17 protein-coding genes are annotated in these 18,108 nt (G+C 54.2%); 2 read left to right on the top strand and 15 right to left on the bottom strand.

From position 1 onward, the window contains the following. Nucleotides 1–15 precede the first annotated feature (15 nt). Nucleotides 16–1,758 (top strand): ABC transporter substrate-binding protein, encoded by a 1,743-nt coding sequence (locus WEB64_RS00605; RefSeq protein ID WP_368058353.1) that lies wholly within the window; start codon nucleotides 16–18, stop codon nucleotides 1,756–1,758. 85 nt (nucleotides 1,759–1,843) lie between these two features. Here the strand turns inward: WEB64_RS00605 and WEB64_RS00600 are convergent, their stop codons facing one another. The 5 genes from WEB64_RS00600 to WEB64_RS00580 all read right to left on the bottom strand — a co-directional run bounded on the left by WEB64_RS00600 (nucleotide 1,844) and on the right by WEB64_RS00580 (nucleotide 6,172). Further along, on the bottom strand, nucleotides 1,844–3,100 hold the full coding sequence (locus tag WEB64_RS00600) for an ABC transporter substrate-binding protein (RefSeq protein ID WP_368065501.1): 1,257 nt from the start codon (nucleotides 3,098–3,100) through the stop codon (nucleotides 1,844–1,846). Nucleotides 3,101–3,433: 333 nt separating this feature from the next. After that, complete coding sequence (locus WEB64_RS00595) at nucleotides 3,434–3,937, bottom strand: hypothetical protein (protein ID WP_368059392.1); 504 nt, start codon at nucleotides 3,935–3,937, stop codon at nucleotides 3,434–3,436. A gap of 11 nt (nucleotides 3,938–3,948) precedes the next feature. Beyond that, nucleotides 3,949–4,221: a hypothetical protein gene (locus WEB64_RS00590; RefSeq protein ID WP_368059390.1), complete on the bottom strand. Its 273-nt coding sequence runs from the start codon at nucleotides 4,219–4,221 to the stop codon at nucleotides 3,949–3,951. 239 nt (nucleotides 4,222–4,460) lie between these two features. After that, nucleotides 4,461–5,480, bottom strand: coding sequence for a polysaccharide deacetylase family protein (locus tag WEB64_RS00585; RefSeq protein ID WP_368059388.1), 1,020 nt, complete (start codon nucleotides 5,478–5,480; stop codon nucleotides 4,461–4,463). Next, the gene (locus tag WEB64_RS00580) at nucleotides 5,477–6,172 is read right to left on the bottom strand and encodes a DNA-J related domain-containing protein (protein WP_368059386.1); all 696 of its coding nucleotides are present in this window, start codon (nucleotides 6,170–6,172) and stop codon (nucleotides 5,477–5,479) included. Before WEB64_RS00580 ends, WEB64_RS00585 begins: the two co-directional genes overlap by 4 nt. A gap of 147 nt (nucleotides 6,173–6,319) precedes the next feature. On the opposite strand from WEB64_RS00580, the gene ttcA reads away from it, so the two are divergent. Beyond that, nucleotides 6,320–7,288, top strand: a complete 969-nt coding sequence (gene ttcA, locus WEB64_RS00575; protein WP_368059384.1) for a tRNA 2-thiocytidine(32) synthetase TtcA — start codon at nucleotides 6,320–6,322, stop codon at nucleotides 7,286–7,288. A 53-nt stretch (nucleotides 7,289–7,341) separates the two neighbouring features. Here the strand turns inward: ttcA and WEB64_RS00570 are convergent, their stop codons facing one another. From WEB64_RS00570 to WEB64_RS00525, 10 genes are all read right to left on the bottom strand, one after another. Further along, nucleotides 7,342–8,034, bottom strand: coding sequence for a sulfite exporter TauE/SafE family protein (locus WEB64_RS00570; RefSeq protein ID WP_368059382.1), 693 nt, complete (start codon nucleotides 8,032–8,034; stop codon nucleotides 7,342–7,344). Further along, the gene (gene ccoS, locus WEB64_RS00565) at nucleotides 8,034–8,315 is read right to left on the bottom strand and encodes a cbb3-type cytochrome oxidase assembly protein CcoS (RefSeq protein WP_368059380.1); all 282 of its coding nucleotides are present in this window, start codon (nucleotides 8,313–8,315) and stop codon (nucleotides 8,034–8,036) included. Before ccoS ends, WEB64_RS00570 begins: the two co-directional genes overlap by 1 nt. A gap of 39 nt (nucleotides 8,316–8,354) precedes the next feature. Further along, entirely contained in the window at nucleotides 8,355–10,826 is a 2,472-nt protein-coding gene (locus tag WEB64_RS00560) for a heavy metal translocating P-type ATPase (protein ID WP_368059378.1), read from the bottom strand. Next, nucleotides 10,823–11,347, bottom strand: a complete 525-nt coding sequence (locus tag WEB64_RS00555; RefSeq protein ID WP_368059376.1) for a FixH family protein — start codon at nucleotides 11,345–11,347, stop codon at nucleotides 10,823–10,825. The genes WEB64_RS00560 and WEB64_RS00555 overlap by 4 nt, the downstream gene beginning before the upstream one ends. 45 nt (nucleotides 11,348–11,392) lie before the next feature. Then, entirely contained in the window at nucleotides 11,393–12,790 is a 1,398-nt protein-coding gene (gene ccoG / locus WEB64_RS00550; protein ID WP_368059374.1) for a cytochrome c oxidase accessory protein CcoG, read from the bottom strand. Continuing rightward, nucleotides 12,790–13,680 carry a cytochrome-c oxidase, cbb3-type subunit III gene (ccoP, locus tag WEB64_RS00545; RefSeq protein ID WP_368059372.1) on the bottom strand — a complete coding sequence of 297 codons (891 nt, stop codon included), beginning with the start codon at nucleotides 13,678–13,680 and terminating at the stop codon, nucleotides 12,790–12,792. Before ccoP ends, ccoG begins: the two co-directional genes overlap by 1 nt. Further along, a complete protein-coding gene (locus WEB64_RS00540) occupies nucleotides 13,677–13,868 on the bottom strand; it encodes a cbb3-type cytochrome oxidase subunit 3 (RefSeq protein WP_368059370.1) in 192 nt (63 codons plus the stop codon). Before WEB64_RS00540 ends, ccoP begins: the two co-directional genes overlap by 4 nt. A 5-nt stretch (nucleotides 13,869–13,873) precedes the next feature. Further along, on the bottom strand, nucleotides 13,874–14,482 hold the full coding sequence (gene ccoO / locus WEB64_RS00535) for a cytochrome-c oxidase, cbb3-type subunit II (protein WP_368059368.1): 609 nt from the start codon (nucleotides 14,480–14,482) through the stop codon (nucleotides 13,874–13,876). Nucleotides 14,483–14,493: 11 nt separating this feature from the next. After that, nucleotides 14,494–15,927 carry a cytochrome-c oxidase, cbb3-type subunit I gene (ccoN, locus tag WEB64_RS00530; RefSeq protein WP_368059366.1) on the bottom strand — a complete coding sequence of 478 codons (1,434 nt, stop codon included), beginning with the start codon at nucleotides 15,925–15,927 and terminating at the stop codon, nucleotides 14,494–14,496. A gap of 254 nt (nucleotides 15,928–16,181) precedes the next feature. Beyond that, nucleotides 16,182–18,047 (bottom strand): diguanylate cyclase, encoded by a 1,866-nt coding sequence (locus WEB64_RS00525; protein ID WP_368059364.1) that lies wholly within the window; start codon nucleotides 18,045–18,047, stop codon nucleotides 16,182–16,184. Between the last annotated feature and the right edge of the window lie 61 nt (nucleotides 18,048–18,108).

Raw genomic sequence — 18,108 nt, 5'->3', positions numbered from 1 at the left:
CAAACGAGGTTGGATATGTTTAAAAATAACAAGTATCCGAAAGTGCTTTTGCTAAGCACAGCAGTGGGTGCTGCCGGACTGGGCATGAGCCTGCAGGCTTATGCGGACCAGTATTCCGATGCTGCTGAAAAGTGGGTTTCTGAGGAGTTTGCTACGTCGACTCTGAGCGAGGAAGAGCAGCTGAAAGAAATGGCCTGGTTTACGGAAGCTGCCAAGCAGTTCCGTGGTATGGAAATCAACGTGGTGTCTGAAACCATTGCCACCCACGAGTACGAATCCAACGTGTTGGCGAAAGCCTTCACTGATATCACCGGAATCAAGGTTAACCACAACCTGATTCAGGAAGGTGACGTCATCGAAAAACTACAGACCCAAATGCAGTCTGGCCGTAACATTTTCGATGCTTTCATCAACGACTCGGACCTGATCGGTACCCATTACCGTTATGGACAGGTCGTTCCCATCTCGGACATGATCGAGGGAGACGCTAAAGATCTGACCCTTCCGACCCTCGACCTGGAAGATTTCATTGGTCTGGACTTCACCACGGCGCCTGACGGAAAAATTTATCAGTTGCCGACCCAGCAGTTCGCAAACCTGTACTGGTTCCGCGCCGACTGGTTCGAGCGCGAAGACCTGAAAAACCAGTTCAAGGAGCGTTACGGCTATGATCTTGGCGTACCCGTCAATTGGTCCGCCTATGAAGATATCGCCGAATTTTTCTCGGTGCACGTTAAGGAAATTGACGGTGAACGAGTTTATGGCCATATGGATTACGGCAAAAAAGACCCGTCCCTTGGTTGGCGCTTCACCGACGCCTGGTTCTCCATGGCTGGTGGCGGCGACAAGGGCCTGCCCAACGGTTTGCCCGTAGATGAATGGGGTATCCGGGTTGAAGACTGCCATCCAGTTGGTGCTAGCGTAAGCCGCGGTGGTGCCACTAATGCTCCCCCAGCCGTCTATGCCACGCAGAAGTATGTTGAGTGGCTGCGGAAGTACGCACCGCCTGAAGCCCAGGGTATGACATTCTCCGAGGCCGGCCCGGTTCCGGCTCAGGGTAATATCGCCCAGCAGATTTTCTGGTATACAGCCTTTACCGCGAGTATGAACAAGGAAGGGTTGCCGGTCGTTAACGAAGACGGCACGCCAAAGTGGCGCATGGCGCCATCGCCAAAGGGTCCCTACTGGGAAGAAGGCATGAAGTTAGGCTATCAGGATGTGGGTGCCTGGACGTTCATGAAGTCCACGCCGAAAGAGCGTCGTTTGGCCGCTTGGTTGTACGCTCAGTTCACGGTTGCAAAAACTGTGTCGCTGAAAAAGACCCTGGTTGGCCTGACACCGATTCGGGATTCCGATATTCGTTCTGACGCAATGACCGAGGCCGCTCCCAAACTGGGTGGTCTGGTTGAGTTCTACCGTAGCCCTGCACGCGTTCAGTGGTCCCCAACCGGCACCAACGTGCCTGATTATCCCAAGCTGGCTCAGTTGTGGTGGCAGTACATTGCCCAGGCAGCCAGTGGCGAGCGTACACCGCAAGAAGCGCTTGATGGACTTGCCGAAGCGCAGGACAAAATTATGGAGCGTCTTGAACGTGCCAATGTACAGGATATCTGTGGGCCCAAGCTGAACGAACCCCGCGAAGCCAGCTATTGGCTGGATCAGCCGGGATCACCGAAGGCCAAGCTCGACAACGAGAAGCCGCAAGGTAAGACCGTTGCCTACGAGGAGCTGTTGAAGAGTTGGGAGCAGGCCGAATAAGGCTTGATTCCATTAGCGGATGACCGGTCTCGGTCCGAGACCGGTCATCCGTAGCGGCTGATTAGGCGGGCGGACCTTGGTGAGGTTATTGAAGCGTGAGCGGTTTTCCCGTCTCACGGCGTTCTTGTCGCCACTCATCCGGTGTCTGGATAGCGGTTGCAGCGTCGAGGTGGCTGATAATCTCGAAGTAGTCGTTACCAAGTTCGCCAGCCATAACCTGATCCCGGGGTTTGCTCTTCACCACATAGACAGTTTGCTGGTTCTGATGGTCCAGCGCACGCCAGGTCTGCTCATCCTTTAGCAAGGTATAGTTGTGGCCTTCAAGGGCGTCGATCAGTGCAGCTGTTTCGGTGGACCGGGCGCGCTCAACAGCATCTTTATATTGGTAGACGATACTGTACGCAGAGGCTGCGGCAGTCGAAGGCATCATTTCGTAACGGCTGGAGAAACTCTTCACGAACTCCTGCCCACGCTCGTGTCCGAACTGGAACGGTGCCTGCCATACCCAGGGCGAAGCTCCGATGACACCTTCCATGATAGTGGGGCCTGCCTGCCTTGCCATTCCGAGCGTAATGTTTGGGACCACAATCTGCATTTTATCTTTCAGGCCCATCTCGTATGCCAAGGTGATGGCCCGCACCATGTCGTCGCCGAAGAGCACCATTACGAGAACTTCCGCCCCGCTTTGATCGGCTTGCTCAAGTGCGTCCTTGAAATCCGCAATATAGGCCTGAGGGAATGGAGTCGTTACGCCAGGATGGGCATTTTTGTCACCCGTGTTGGAGAACTTCCGCACCGATTTTTCGGTAGACCAGCCCCAGGTGTAATCGGCCGTAATGTAGAAATATTTTTTGTTGGCCAGATCCGTGCTCAGGTATTGGCTGAGGGCCTTGGCTGCCATCCACGCGTTGAAGCACTCCCGGAACATGTGGGTGTGGCCAGCACTGCCGGTGGTTGCATTGGAGTACGTGAGGGTGCCGAAATAGATGCGATCCCGGGCTTTTGCTGCCTGCCCTGAGGAAATGGCTACTGCGCTGGAGACGCCTCCGAATACCATTCCAACATTATGGTTGTCGATAAGGTCTGCAGTGTTTCTGGCACCTTTATCCGGGTCGCCGCCAGTGTTGCGAATAACCAACTCCACCTCTTGTCCGCGGATTCCGCCAGCGGCGTTGATTTCGTCAACAGCCAGAAAAGCGCCCAGTCGTTGTTGCAGGCCTTGATCTTTATAGCGGCCGGTTTGCGGATAGTTCAGGCCGATTTTCAGGGTTTCCGCGGCCACCGGCGCAGTCGCCAGCAATAACAAAAGACAGCTTATAAAAATCGATTGCCTACGATCCATGTTCAATGCACCCCACGCGCGTTAGCCGGGCAGTTCAGTACCCGTTTGTTATTATGCAGATAGTTGAAGCTTGGACAGCTTTGACTCAGCTCTTTTTGGCTAAGCTCTGCTGGATGGTATTCAGCGTCGATCAGTGTCCGGTCATGTTGGCAATGGGGCAATGGGACCAAGGTCCAAAATCGCGATACAAGTTGTATGGGGGTGTAACGTTCAGTGAATAAAAGGTTGCAATGTGTTTCGGGGAACTCAGGGCAGATCAGTTGAGGGGAATGCGGAGAGAATCAGGAAGCAAAATATAGCCCGTAAATTTGAACTTACGGGCTAAAACAGCTTTTAGCGTTCTGACCTGTTCCTGCCGGAGTCTGGCCGGGACTGACTCTTCATAAAGATGTCGAGCCCTTCGGAGCTCATCTCGGAAAGAGTTTTACCGATGGAGTGGCGGGCATTGGGGTTTACTCCGAGAAGAAACCCTGTTGCAAATGCCCCACCTGCTGCTAGAGGGAAGTTTTTCTTGATCATCCGCTCCAGTCGCCTTGAAGCATCCTTCATCGCTGCGGCATCCTGCATAAGACCCGACAGATCGTCCGATGGGCCTTCGGAGGAGTGCGGGAGGGCTGCAGGACGGGCACCCATCATGGCTCGACATATCAGCAGCAGCAATAGCGCCAGCGCAAGCAGGGCCACGCCGGTTAACGCAGCTGCGGCCGCCGGGGTATACCACAACTCCAGGGTAAGATAGAGGCCTGCAACTAAAAACCCCAGCCCCACGAAACCCACGAGAATCGAAAAGCAGAGAATTGCGACAGACAGCATGGCCTGTACCAGAGTTTCACGCATTGCAGCTTACCTTAGCGGCGTGATTGCACAAGTAGACCGGTGATCAGGCCTATAATGAACGTTAACAATACGCTGCTAAACGGTTTTTCCTCGATTTGAGATTCCACCGCCTTGCCAGCTTGCCGGGCATTTAGCCGTGCCTGGTCCACGCCTTCCTTGACCTTGTCGTAACCCTTCTCGCTACGGTCTGCAGCGATGGTCTTGAGAGTTTCAGTAATGGAACGCATATCTTCGCGCAGTTGGGTAACTTCATTACGCAGTTTATCTACATCCTGTTCTGCCATGGTATTGCTCCTTAGAAGGAAATTAGCTCAGTGGTTATGTCTTTGTGCCTCTTTAGCATAGCTCATGTTACAAGTTGTTACGTTAAATGCGGCACTTTTAAAGGGTAAACCACATGACGATACCGACACAAATCGTACACCGCATATAGGCGAAACACGTTCACGCAAGATTTGCTGGTTTCCCAACCGCATGAAACAGTTCTCAAATCGGCCCATTAGGGTCGGTTTTGGGGCGGCAGTTAATCTTCCGGCTGGCTGAGATCCACCCACTGGTGTGAAAGCCAGTAAAAACGTCCGTCTCCAGCCGGGTAGGTGCAGTTATAGCGCAAACGACGACTGTTAAAGGCGGCGTCTGCTTTCATGGAAACTTGCTTGCCATCGCTTTGGACGCTCAGTTCGCCCTGGCCTGAGGCGAAACAGGTCAGGCGGCTTGGATCCAGCCGGTCGGGCAGCGTCATAGTGAGTTCGGGAGGGTTATCGGACATTACTGCGCTGGGTAGCTGATCTGCCGTTACGGGGAACGCTTTGCTGAGTAGCTTATCGTTCAGGCTATCCAGTTGGCCGTAGGCGGTCGCCATAGGAAAGCGCGGTAGCCGGGTGGGGCCGGAGGTTGCGCCAATCGGGCCCGACTGCTGCCCGAAACCGAACCAGTTCCGTTCAGCAATGGCCTGTTCGAGCTTGTCGTCAAATTCGCCGTACGGATAAGCAAACATTGGCTCCTGGACATTCAGGCGCTTTTCAAGCGCTGCCTGTGCCTGATCCAGGCTGGCTGTGATTCGGGCCTGCCATTGATCTTCAGGCTCGTCGGGTTTCTGGGCCAGATGACCGTGATCCTGACTGTGATTGGCTATTAATACACCGGGTTGGTCGGCAAACTCAGCCAGTTGATCCCACGTCATGTAGCCGCGCTTTCCAACAGCGTCGGTGTTAACAAACACGGTAAAGGGGTAACCCTTTTCAAATAGCAACGGTGCGGCAGTCTGATAAACCGAGCTGTAGGCGTCATCAAACGTGATCGCAATCTGTTTGCGGTCATCCAGCTCACCCGCAAGTGCAGCTCGAGTGCCTTTTTCGAGGGACACCACTTCCAATTCCAGGCTTTCGATCATCTCGAGTTGGTCTTCAAATAACGCCGGGGTGGTACTGGTCGCCGCTGGTGTCGAATCGCTGACATGATGGTATTGCAGTACCGCCAGATCGGCCTTCGCCAGGGGTATAACTGTCATCAGCGTGGTGATGGTGAGCGTGCGTAATCTCATGAGTTGTCTTGTTGCAACGGGTTGATATCCCGGCTGTAATAGCGCCGTAAAGTACCAAAAGCTTCGTTTAATCGCTGCACCCTGGCAGTATTGCCGCCCCGATCCGGGTGCGCTTGCATAACGGCCCGACGAAACCGGTATTTAACATCATCAAAGCTGGTGGGAAGCTCGCCAAAGCCCAGCGTATCCGCTGCTTTCTCGGCTTCGCCGGAGGCAGGCTGCTGACCAACACGACCGGACCAGAAGTCGTTCATCATCTTACTGATGTTATCTGTCGACAAATTGTACTGGCGAAGATCCAGATAAAACGCCCTGAGTTTGTCGGCTTCCGCCACCGGCCCTTGGCCAGCCACAGTCGAGGTCGTCGACAACCGGATTGTGAGTGGTGAAATGTCAACACATTCGCCCTGGCCACCCAGAGCGTCACGAAGTCGATAAAGTACATGGAAAACCAGAAAGTGAACCGGATAAAGCTCAGCGGGGTCAGAAAAATCCACCTGATCCAGCAATTGCCAGGGCGGACGTTGCAGGGCTTTGATCAACGTAAGCTCGGAGACACCTCCGGGCTCGCTCCGAAGCAGAGCTTCTACCGCAATCATCAGGTGCTGAACACGCTCTGTGACTGCCGACGGAATGCCCGGTTCCGCTGCCAGCGGGCTATTTTTCGAGGGGTGCTTTGAGGTAAACGTCATAGTGCCATCTTAAGCTAGGTACGCCCGTTACGAAAGTCTCTCAGATCCCAGAGAGTTTTTCCGTTCGCTTTGCCCCGGTGATGTGACGTGAACAGTGCTCGTCCCGTATAATCCCCAGCTCATTGTTTACGTAAATGTGTTTTAACTATGTCTCTTTCGACCGTTTTTGTTTCTGAGAAATCCCCATCCACCGATTCCTCCAAAACCCCGGGGGATTCGCTATCACGATCAGCACCGGAATTATCCGCAGCTCCCGGCCGCAAGGCTCAACTCGAGTGCAACAAACTGCAAAAGAGATTAAGGCGGGAGGTCGGGCAGGCTATTTTCGATTTCTCCATGATCGAGGCCGGTGACAAGGTCATGGTTTGTTTGAGTGGCGGTAAGGATTCCTACGCTATGCTCGACGTATTGATGAGCCTGCAGAAAAGTGCCCCGGTCAGGTTCGAGCTTGTAGCGGTCAATCTTGATCAGAAGCAGCCAGGCTTTCCCGAACAGGTATTGCCCGAGTATCTCTCTGCGCTGGGCGTCGAATACCACATTATCGAAAAAGACACCTACAGCATCGTGAAAGACAAAATCCCCGAGGGTAAAACTACCTGCGGTCTGTGTTCACGGTTACGCCGCGGCATCCTTTACAACTTTGCCGAGCATCATGGTGTGACCAAGATTGCCCTGGGTCATCACCGGGACGATCTTTTGGAAACGCTGTTTCTCAATATGTTCTTCGGTGGCAAACTGAAAACCATGCCGCCCAAGCTGCGCAGTGACGATGGCCGCAACGTCGTTATCAGGCCGATGGCCTATTGCCGGGAGAAAGACCTCGCCCGTTACGCGGTCATGCGTGAGTTTCCGATTATTCCCTGCAACCTGTGCGGCTCGCAGGAGAACCTGCAGCGGCAGGTCGTCAAGGACATGTTGCAGGGCTGGGACAAACAACATCCCGGACGGCTTGAAACCATGTTTCGTGCCGTGTGCAACGTGACGCCTTCCCACCTTGCGGATACGTCTCTGTTTGATTTTTCTCTGGGTCAAGAATCATCGGCGGCGCAACCGTCCGACTCTGCCGGTGATGAGAAAGAACCGGATTACAGCCGGCTGGATGTCTTGAATCTTTAATCGTGGCGATAAGTCTGATCAGGCGATTATGGATGTGAGCGGCACGTTACGAATCAGTGCCCGACCAGCCAATGCCCCAATGGAATGGTCCACAGCCCGAAGCCGATCAATAGCAGACCAGCAAGCTGGCGAAAATAGCGTTGGGTGCGGAGGTGCTTTATCCAGCTTGCGGCATAACCGGTAGCCAACATTGAGGGCAGCGTGCCCAGTCCGAAACACAGCATCGTCAGGGCAGCCGTACCGACCGTCGGTTGCAATGCAGCCCAGCCAAGCGTGCTGTATACCAGGCCGCAAGGCAACCAGCCCCAGAGTGTGCCAAGGGCGAACGCCTGGCCGGCGTGTTTCACCGGGATAAAATGCCGGGTCAGGGGCGAGAGCTTTTGCCAGAGTGGGGCGCCCAACCGTTCTATATGCCGAATACCTTGCCACCACTGACCCATGGCCAGCCCCATACCGATTAACAGCAAACCCGCCAGCGTACGTAAAAGGCCGCCAAGATGAGCCCAACTATCGACCGCCTGAGTGCTCAACACTGCGACCAGAGACGCCAGCACAATGTAGCTGCCAATACGTCCACCGTTGAAGGCCAGCAGCATCAACGTCTGACGCAAGCGGAATCCGGGGCCTACCGGTAACGCCATGGAGAGTGAAGCGCTGATACCACCGCACATACCAAGACAATGGGTGCTGCCCAGAAAGCCGATCAGAAAAGCGCTGGAATAACTGAGGTAAAGGTCTGCTGCCATCAACGGGGCGCATCCGGCCTGGCGTTTTTGTCGGAGGGAGTATTTTTATGGGCAGGCCTCGCTACGTTTTCATCTGACCCGGGCGACACCTGCTTTTCTGCTTCGGTCAGGTTCTGGCGGGCATCTTTCGGAATCATGTCTTTATCATCGTCGTACAGAATGCGATGTGCCGGCCCATCGAGGTCATCGTACTGGCCGTTTTTCACGGCCCAGGAAAACAGCAATATGCCCAGCGCCACAAGCACCAAAGTGACCGGCACCAGTATCAATACTATTTCCACGGTGACACCTCTGGTTGATTCATCGCTATTAATACCGTATCAGGCTGTTGGATGGGCGCCAACCGGTGCTGTTCTCGTTCTGCCCCGATCATCCGGTCGGTCCTGGTTTCGCTCCTGGTTTCTGTTCAGGCGCAGGGCATTCAACACCACCAGCAAGGAACTCAGGGACATGCCGATGGCGGCCAGCCAGGGTGGTACGAGGCCAGCGGCGGCCACAGGTAAGGCGCAAAGGTTGTAGCCGAATGCCCATGCCATGTTCTGGCGAATAACCCGTCGCGTCTGTTTGCCAGCTTCGGTGGCTGCCACTAATTGCCGCAACTGACCGTTTAACAACACCGCATCTGCCCTGAGCCGGGTCAGGTCGGCAGCGGATGCCATAGCAACGGAGACCCCCGCTCCGGCCATGGAGGGTAAGTCATTCAGGCCGTCGCCGACCATCATGACCGTATGCCCGTCGCTTTGAAGCATTTTCAGATAGCCCAGTTTTTGTTCGGGTGAGGATTGTCCGATGGCTTCGTCGATTCCGAGTTCAGCCGCGATCCGGGCAACATGGTTGGAGCGATCCCCGCTCAGTAACACAGTCTTCATCCCGGCCCTCCTGAAATCAGAAACCGTTTGAAGTGCGTCTTCACGGAGCTGGTCGTCCAGTGAAAAACACGCCAGCCATTCATGCTCAGTGGCCAGCCAGACTTCAATGCCATCACCGGAAGTATGGTCCGGCTGAGGACAAGCCACCCGTGATCTTATAAAGTCAGCATGGCCAATAAAGAATGTCCGACCTTCGGTACTGCCCTGCAAGCCACCGCCTACGTGGTTATCTATTGCCTCCATCGGATGCTGCCGGAGACCGGCGAATACCCCGGCGATCGGATGTTCAGAGGCCTTTTCCAGTCCGGCTGCCAATTCAAGGCAGGCTTGCTGGTCAAGGCTGGTGAAGGTATGAGTCTCAATGAGAGTAAGTTCGCCACGGGTCAGGGTACCGGTTTTATCGAACACCACGGTATCAACTGTACTAAGGGACTCAAGGGTATGGCCGCGTGTAGGCAGGAACCCGAGCTTTCTCAGCCTTAACGTCGCACTGGTAATCGCGGTCGGCGTGGCGAGTGACAGCGCGCAGGGACAGGTAACCACCAGAACAGAAAGCGTAATATCGAACGCGTTGTCAGCGCCGAAATACCACCACCCCAGCCACACCAGCGGCGCGATAATCAGTACCCGGCTGACAAATACCCCGGCGATGCGATCAGCGGTACGGGCAACGGGTGGTTTTTCAGCCTGGACGCGATCAAGAATTCGCAGAATACCCGACAGACGGGTTTGGGCACCCACTCCCGTGACTTCCAGCAGCAGCGGGCCTTCGCCGTTAATGCTCCCGGCATGAGCGGTATCCCCGGGATGCCGGGTTTCGGGCAGGTATTCACCGGTCAAAGCCGCTTCATTAAGCGTGGATCGGCCCTCCACTATGGTGCCATCTACAGGAATGGTTTCTCCCGGTTTGACGGTGATTCTGTCGCCAGGCTTGAGGGTATGAACCGGTACGATGTCCTCGGCACCCTCTCGTCTCAAAGTTGCAACGGCAGGCTGATGCACCCCCATGGCATTGCCAGTGAGCCCAGCGCGATAGCGGGCCTGCATTTCAATATAGCGTCCCAGGGAGAGGAAAAAAGTGAACATGCAGACCGATTCGAAATATACCTCCTCGCCACCGAATACCGTCACCCAGGTACTGGCGGCAAACGCCAGCCCGATGGCCACAGCCACCGGCACGTCCATGGTCATATGACGACTTCTGAAATCTCTCAGGGCATTACTGAAAAAGGGTCGGGCGCTGTACAGCACCACAGGAGTTGCCACCAGAAGGCTGAACCACCTGAACAACTGGATGAACTCTTCGGAAAGATCGTTGATGAGCTCAAAATACAGGGGGAACGCAAGCATCATGCTCTGCATGGTGCCAAGACCCGCAACGCAAAGGCGAATGATGGCTTTGCGTTTTTCTGTTTGCAGAGCTTTTTCTGCTTCATCCGCTTGATACGGCCGGGCGGAATAGCCCAATGTGTGAACTGCGATCAGAAGGTCGCTCAGTTGCGCCTGATCCGGCGACCAAACCAGTCGTGCTCGTTGCGTGGTGTGGTTGACGGTAAATTCGATGACGCCAGGTTGCAATGTCAGATGGTTTTCCAGGAGCCAGATGCAGGCTGCGCAGGTGATGCCCTCGATCAGCAACTGGGCTTCCAGCCCGGCCTTCACAGGAACTACGAAGGCCTCCTGCACCAGCCTGTGGTCCAGTTCCCGAATCCTTTGCAGTTCCGACGCGGTTAACGCTTTAGGGGTAACCGCAGGCTCCGTGCGGTGGCTGTAAAACCCGGCGAGCCCTTCGGCCGTTATGGTTTCACACACCGCTTTGCAGCCATGACAGCAGAATGCACGGGTTTCGCCGTCAAGTACCCGAGTTATTGCGGGGTTGGCGAGAACCGGCTCTGCGCAATGAAAACACGACGATTGGGTCACCCCTGACCTATGCTTCCGGCGCTGAGCTCCAGTGGGTGGCTGGAAGGCAGATTTGTCTCACCTTTGAGCCGCCACTGGTTTTCCGGGCCCCGCAGGTCAAGATACCAGCGTCCGTCCAGGCCTTTTGGAAGGGAGGCGGAATAGCGTCCACCGGAAGTAGGCTGCAGTTGAATGGTGCGATCCCTTTCCGCCAGGGTGGGGTGGAACAGATTGAGGATCAGGTAGGGAAAACGCTGCTCTCCGGAGCTGCTATCCAACAGCAATTCCAGGCGCTCACCTGAGAAGTCCAGCTCTGCATACAAGCCAAGGTCTGCTGCTTTGGTATCCCGCGCCAGCTCAGCATTGATGCCTCGTCCTTCTTTGGAGTAGTCATCAGTAACCATGTCGTTAGCTGAATTCAGAGCAACTGAAATCGCTATTGTGCACCAGATAATAGACATACCGGGGAAGATCAGCAGAAACCAGAACCAGAGTTGGTGATGCCAGGGTGCTACGTTGTTTGCGTCATTCGCGTCAGTCATGATCAATCTCTTGCTCTCTTGATAAGGTCGCTTGCAGCCCCGGTTTTAACGGTTTGGACCCAGGAATCGGCTTTCAGTTTCAATGACCAGTGGTTCGCCGGCCGTGGACTCAATCCGGAACGTCAGCACGGTGTTGCTTTGTTCAAGAGCTTCCGGGTCTACTTCCACAACGGTCGGTATGGAGAGGTTGTCGCCACTGTCCACTGAAAAGTCTGTTGCTGTCACGATATTGGCGGTTTCAATCCCCGTAACATTCAGGCTAAAGCTTTGGCTTACTTCGGACAGGTTGGCAATCTTCAGCGTGTATGAGTTCTCCACCAGCCCGCGCCCGTTGTAGTTAAACAGCGAGCCCCGGTCACGCAACACATCGAGTTGTGCTGGCACGCGGGTCGCCAGGGTATACACGAGAGCTGCCACCATTAGTATCAGGACTGCGCCATAGCCAAATGTTCTCGGCCGCAGGAACCTGGACGGCATGCCTTCAAGTTCATTCTCAGTCGCGTAACGAATCAGGCCCCTCGGATAATCCATTTTGTCCATGACATCATCGCAGGCATCGATGCAAAGGGCGCAGCCGATACACTCATATTGGAGTCCATCCCGGATATCGATGCCGGTAGGGCAGACCTGTACACACAGGCCGCAATCAATGCAGTCTCCCAAACCTGCCTCTGCCGGGTTAACGTCTTTTTTTCGTCCGCCCCGGGGCTCCCCCCGGCGGGGATCATAGGACACCGTGCGGGTGTTCTGATCGAACATGACCGATTGAAAACGGGCGTAAGGGCACATATACAGACAAACCTGTTCCCGCAGCCAGCCTGCATTCATATAAGTGGCAACCGTAAAGAAACCCACCCAGAAATACGCCCAGCCGTTAGCGGCAAGGGTAAACAGATCAATACTCAGATCCCGGACCGGATAAAAATAACCGATAAAGGTAAGACCCGTTGCGAAAGCAATCAGCAGCCATACGGCGTGCTTCAGGACCTTCTTGATCATTTTCTCAGTGGAGCGGGGGGATTTGTCCAGCTTCATGCGACGGTTACGGCTACCTTCGATGCGCTCCTCTACCCACATGAAGATGAAGGTCCAGACCGTTTGGGGGCAGGTGTAACCGCACCAGACCCGGCCAAACATGGTGGTGATGAAAAACAGCCCGAACGCTGCAATGATCAGCATGCCTGACAACAGAATGAAGTCTTTGGGGAAGAACGTGGCACCGAACAGGTGAAATTCCCGTCCTGGCAAATCAAAATAAATCAGCGGCTGGCCATCTATGGAGACCCAGCAAAACAGGAAGTACATGCCCATCAGCGCCCAGAGACTCACCGTACGAATCTTCTGGAACAGGCCGTGCACTTCCTTCACATATATTTTCTTGCGGCTGGCGTAAAGTTCTACCGTCTCGATTTTATTGTTTTTGTTGGAGGGGTACACCTCCATCAGTTCGACAAACTGTATACGTAGGCAGCGAGAATCTGAATCTGATCGCTGCTGAGACGTTCACTTTGTTTCGGCATGTTGTTTTGCCGACCGTACAGCACGGTTTCCTCAATCCATTCGTAGGTGCTGCCATAGAGCCAGGCGTCATCGGTCAGATTGGGTGCGCCCATGGATGGGTTGCCTTTCGCCTCAGGGCCGTGGCATCCAGCGCATCCCTGGGCATAGACGTCTTTACCTGCTTCAGCGGCTGCTTCATCTTTTTCACGACCACTAAAACTCAGTACGTAGTTAACAACCTGGTCGACCTGTGCTGAGTTCATGGCCGGCATGAAACCTTTGGCTGGCATGTTGCCCTGACGTCCATTATTGAGCGTATGAAGGATATCCTCAGGTTCACCACCATAAAGCCACGCCTCGTCGGTCAGGTTGGGGAACCCGATCGCCCCTCGCGCTGCTGAGCCGTGACAGACCGCACAATTATTGGAAAACAGCCGCTGCCCCATTTGCATGGCACTGCCATTTTCGGCGAGTTCCTCTACCGGAACGCTGCCAAACTGGGCATAGATCTCGCTGTATTTGGCATCAGCCACCTGAACTTCTTCCTGCCACTGTGAATGTTGCGACCAGCCCAGAAAGCCCTGAAAGTTGCCAAGGCCGGGATACAGGGCCAGATAACCAAGAGCGAAGATGCAGGTGCCGACAAACAGATAGAACCACCATTTTGGGAGTGGATTATCAAGTTCCTCAATACCATCAAAGGAATGGCCGGTGGTCCGGTCGGTTTCCTGGTCTGTGCTCTGGCCTTTTCGGGTTGCCCAAAGCAGCCACCAGCAAGCAAAAATGGTACCCAGAGTGATCACCGAGATCCATAGGCTCCAGAAGGTACTCATTGCTTTTTCTCCGTCTTGTCCTGTTCCTGTTCCCGGGTACGCTGATCGATTTCATCATCATCGAACGGCAGATGTGCCGCTTCATCGTTCGATTTCTTGCGGTGAGAGCTATACGCCCACCAGACGATACCGAAAAAAGCGATCATCACCAGAAGTGTCTGTATTCCACGTAGAACGTTTATATCCATAGGAATCACCGCTTCGTTGAAATCACTGTGCCGAGCTGTTGCAGGTACGCAACCAACGCTTCGATTTCATACTTGCCCTGGACAGCTTCGACTGCGCCTGCGACGTCTTCCTCGGTATAGGGCACGCCCAAACGCTGGAAAACCTTCAGTTTTGCAACGGTGTCGGTATGGTCGACCTTATTGTCGAATAACCAGGGAAAGCCCGGCATGTTGGATTCCGGGACGACACTCCTGGGGTCGTACAGGTGCATACGATGCCAGGAGTCGGAGTAACGTTCTCCCACTCTTGCCAGGTCAGGACCGGTGCGCTTGGAGCCCCACAGGAAGGGATGCTCATAGACAAATTCTCCGGCGACCGAATAGTGGCCGTAGCGCTCGGTTTCCGCCCGGAACGGCCGAACCATCTGGGTGTGGCACACGTGACAACCTTCACGGATGTATATGTCTCTGCCTTCAAGCTCCAGAGGGGTGAGTGGCTCAAGCCCCGCTACTGGTTCATTGACACTTTTCTGAAAGAACAACGGCACGACTTCAGCCAGGAACCCGCCACTGATAACCAGAATGATCAGCACGGCCATGAGACCGATATTCTTCTCAATCGTTTCGTGTTTCATCTTTGCTCTCTCTATCCGGCCGCTTGAATTGCATGATTATCCAGCGCCGCTGTATCTTTCTGGCGGATTGTCATGCGGACGTTGTAGGCCATGACCAGCATGCCTGAGAGGAAAATCAAGCCGCCTAAAAACCGCACAAAGTAACCCGGTGTGGAGGCTTCAAGGGCTTCGACAAAGCTGTAAGTGAGAGTGCCGTCGTTATTTACCGCGCGCCACATCAGGCCCTGCATAATGCCGTTTACCCACATTGCCACGATGTAAAGTACGGTGCCTACGGTTGCCAACCAGAAATGCAGGTTAATCAGTGGCGTGCTATACATGGCCCGGATACCCCAAAGCTTCGGTACCAGATGATAGACGGCGCCAATGGTAATCATTGCCACCCAACCAAGAGCGCCTGAATGCACATGGCCGATGGTCCAGTCAGTATTGTGAGACAGCGCGTTGACGGTCTTGATCGCCATCATCGGGCCCTCAAAGGTCGACATGCCGTAGAACGACAGTGAAACCACCAGGAACCGAAGGATTGGATCGGTGCGAAGTTTGTGCCAGGCACCGGAGAGCGTCATCATGCCGTTGATCATACCGCCCCAGGAAGGCGCCAGCAGGATCAGAGACATGACCATGCCCGCTGTTTGAGCCCAGTCGGGCAGGGCGCTGTAATGCAAGTGGTGGCCGCCAGCCCAGACGTAGGTAGCGATCAGAGCCCAGAAGTGCACGATGGACAGACGATAGGAATAGACCGGACGACCTGCCTGTTTAGGCACAAAATAATACATCATGCCCAGGAACCCGGCAGTCAGGAAAAAGCCCACCGCATTATGACCGTACCACCACTGGATCATGGCATCGGTGACGCCACTATATACCGAGTAGGATTTGAATGCGGACACGGGCAGGGCGAGGCTATTGCCAATATGCAGCACAGCAACCGTCAGAATAAAGGCTCCGTAGAACCAGTTGGCCACGTAAATATGGGGCATTTTGCGCTTGGTTATGGTACCGAAAAACACCACCGCATAGGTCACCCAGACCAGGGTGATCAGGATATCGATGGGCCATTCCAGTTCAGCGTATTCCTTGGTGGAGGTATAGCCCAACGGCAATGTGATTACCGCTGCGACCATCACCAGTTGCCAGCCCCAGAACGTGAATGCTGCGAGACCGTCCGAAAACAGCCGTGCCTGGCAGGTTCGTTGCACCACGTAGTAGGAGGTAGCGAACAGCGCACTGCCACCGAATCCGAAAATGACGGCGTTGGTATGTAGCGGGCGCAGACGACCAAAATGAGTAAAAGGCAAATCGAGGTTAGCGGCTGGCCACACAAGCTGCGCTGCTATCAGCACGCCGAGGCTCATCCCGATAATGCCCCATACCACCGTTGTGATGGTAAATTGTCTTATCACCTTGTAGTTGTATGTCAGGTTTGAATTTACTGTGCTCATAGCCTTACCAGTGAGTTCAGGGTGGGAAAGATGTGGGCGGCAATTATGGAGAAATCAAATATCGTTTGCAATGACTCAGATCAAGCCACTAAGCCGCTCAAATCAGCAACATGGGTGATTTTACTGATGTTTGAAACGACTGCTTTTACGACCTTTTCAAGCACGTTTGAGATCAGTAAGTTACCTTGCAGTTTGAGAACGACGTTTCAGGCGTAATCTGCATTGGATCGAAGGTGGAGATCATGATTTGAGGCCTAAGGGTCGATGTCCGGGCCCGAATCGGACAGCTCCGAGCGGTTTCTACCCCTGGCTTTTGCCCGGTAGAGCGCATCGTCAGCTCTGGCGAACAGTGCTGATTCGCTCTCCCCAGGAGTGAGGATGGCAAGGCCCGCACTCAAGGTAAGGTGGGTTTTGCTGCCATCCGGCGCATTCAGCTCGGTGGCGGCCATATCTGCCAGAATTCGAGCACTCACATTCAGGGCGCCGATTTCTTCGGTGTTGGGCAATACCAGTGCAAACTCTTCCCCGCCAAAGCGTGCTACCACATCCCGGGGGCGCCTGATGTGCCTGGTCAGGACATCTGCGATTTTTTGCAGACACTCGTCGCCAAAACCGTGTCCCCAGGTGTCATTAAGGGTTTTGAAATGATCGGCATCGACCAGAACCAGAGCAGCTGGCTTACCGGTACGGCGAGATTCAGCGCATATGTCAGGCAGCATCGCATCAAGAAAGCGCCGATTATGCAGGCCGGTCAGGCTGTCATGAGTACTGAGTTCAGCCAGCTTTCGGTTCGCGCGCTCAAGATCATGCATAGTGTCCCTAAGTTGCGCAGTACGTTCGTGTACCTTGAGTTCAAGTTCATGCTTGGCAGAGTATTCGACTTCGAGCAGTTTTTCATGTAGCAGCCGCCAGCGCTGCACAATGGCATAGTTCAGGAGAACAATCTGGGCGCCGATAGCGCTGTGCATCAACATTTCCTGGGCCAAGAAGTCAGCCAGATAACCAAACGCGGCGAGTGCGTAGATGCAGGTGCCGACTACCATTAACGACCAGGACAGCACATACCATTTTGCTGGCGCATAACCTTGCCGCCATCGTAGCAGCCCTATTATGAACAGCGTCCCGATCGTAAACAGCCCGAACAATGTGTTGAGCTTGATGGCGTAGGTGTAGGGAAGCACAAACGCCATTATCAACAACACAACACTGATGCTGGCGAGCGACGTCAGTAGCCTGGTTGTAAATTTCTGTCGATTGTCAATCTCAAGAAAAGAGCGCCCGAACAAGATTATTGCCAGTGCGCTGAGCGCTTGGAAAATGGGTATCGACGCATTTGCAAACCACGGGCTCGTCGGCCAGAAATACTGATAGGCAAAACCGCCCATAGCGCAAAGAAACATGCCCGTAGAGACCATGTAGAACGCATTATAAAAGTAATAACGGGTACCGGAGCTGAAAAAAAGCAACAGATTAAAAACGGAGAAAATCAACAAAGAACCATAGAAAATACCGTGGCTCAGGGTAAGGTGATTGCTGTCTGCAATCAGGTCGTCAGGTTGTTCCAGAGACAATGGAACGTTCAGCGCGCCAGAGCTCTTGATTTTGAGGGTAATGGTTTTCGTCCCACCGGCTTCGATGGCAACAGGCACCAGATAATATCGGTAATTGATACCTCTGGTATGGAACGGCGTGTGATCACCGGTGGCAATATGGCGGTCATGGCGACGCTCACCACTACCGGTTAGCCAGAATTGGACGTTGTCCAGGGGCGCGTAACCCAGTTTCAAATACCAGAGACCGGAAGCGGTAGATGGGTTGGTGACGGCCAACTGAATCCAGTACGTATCGTCTGTTTGTGTCAATACCAGATCATTGCCATTCGCCCGTTGCCAGTTGGGTGCTTCCAAGTGGTCCGGGTGTGACGCCCTTGCTGCTGGCGAAGAGTCGGTTGCTGCAAAATAACAGATGTGGTTGAGCAGCTGCTGCCGCTCGGTCACACTGGATGCCGCAAGCTGTCCGCATGGGTATTCCGGAATGTTTGAGGCGATCGCAGCCTTACACGCGAACAGCAGCAAAAGCACAAACAGCAGGCTGGCGTTGCAGCGCCAAATCAGTGGCATGAACTCGTTTCCATTCATAATCGGAGCTGAGCAGTTTACCGGAAGGTTGGCCATCAGGCTG

It is taken from the genome of Marinobacter sp. (assembly GCF_040882185.1).
Lineage (GTDB): Bacteria > Pseudomonadota > Gammaproteobacteria > Pseudomonadales > Oleiphilaceae > Marinobacter.
This window is presented reverse-complemented; position numbering and strand designations above follow the sequence as displayed.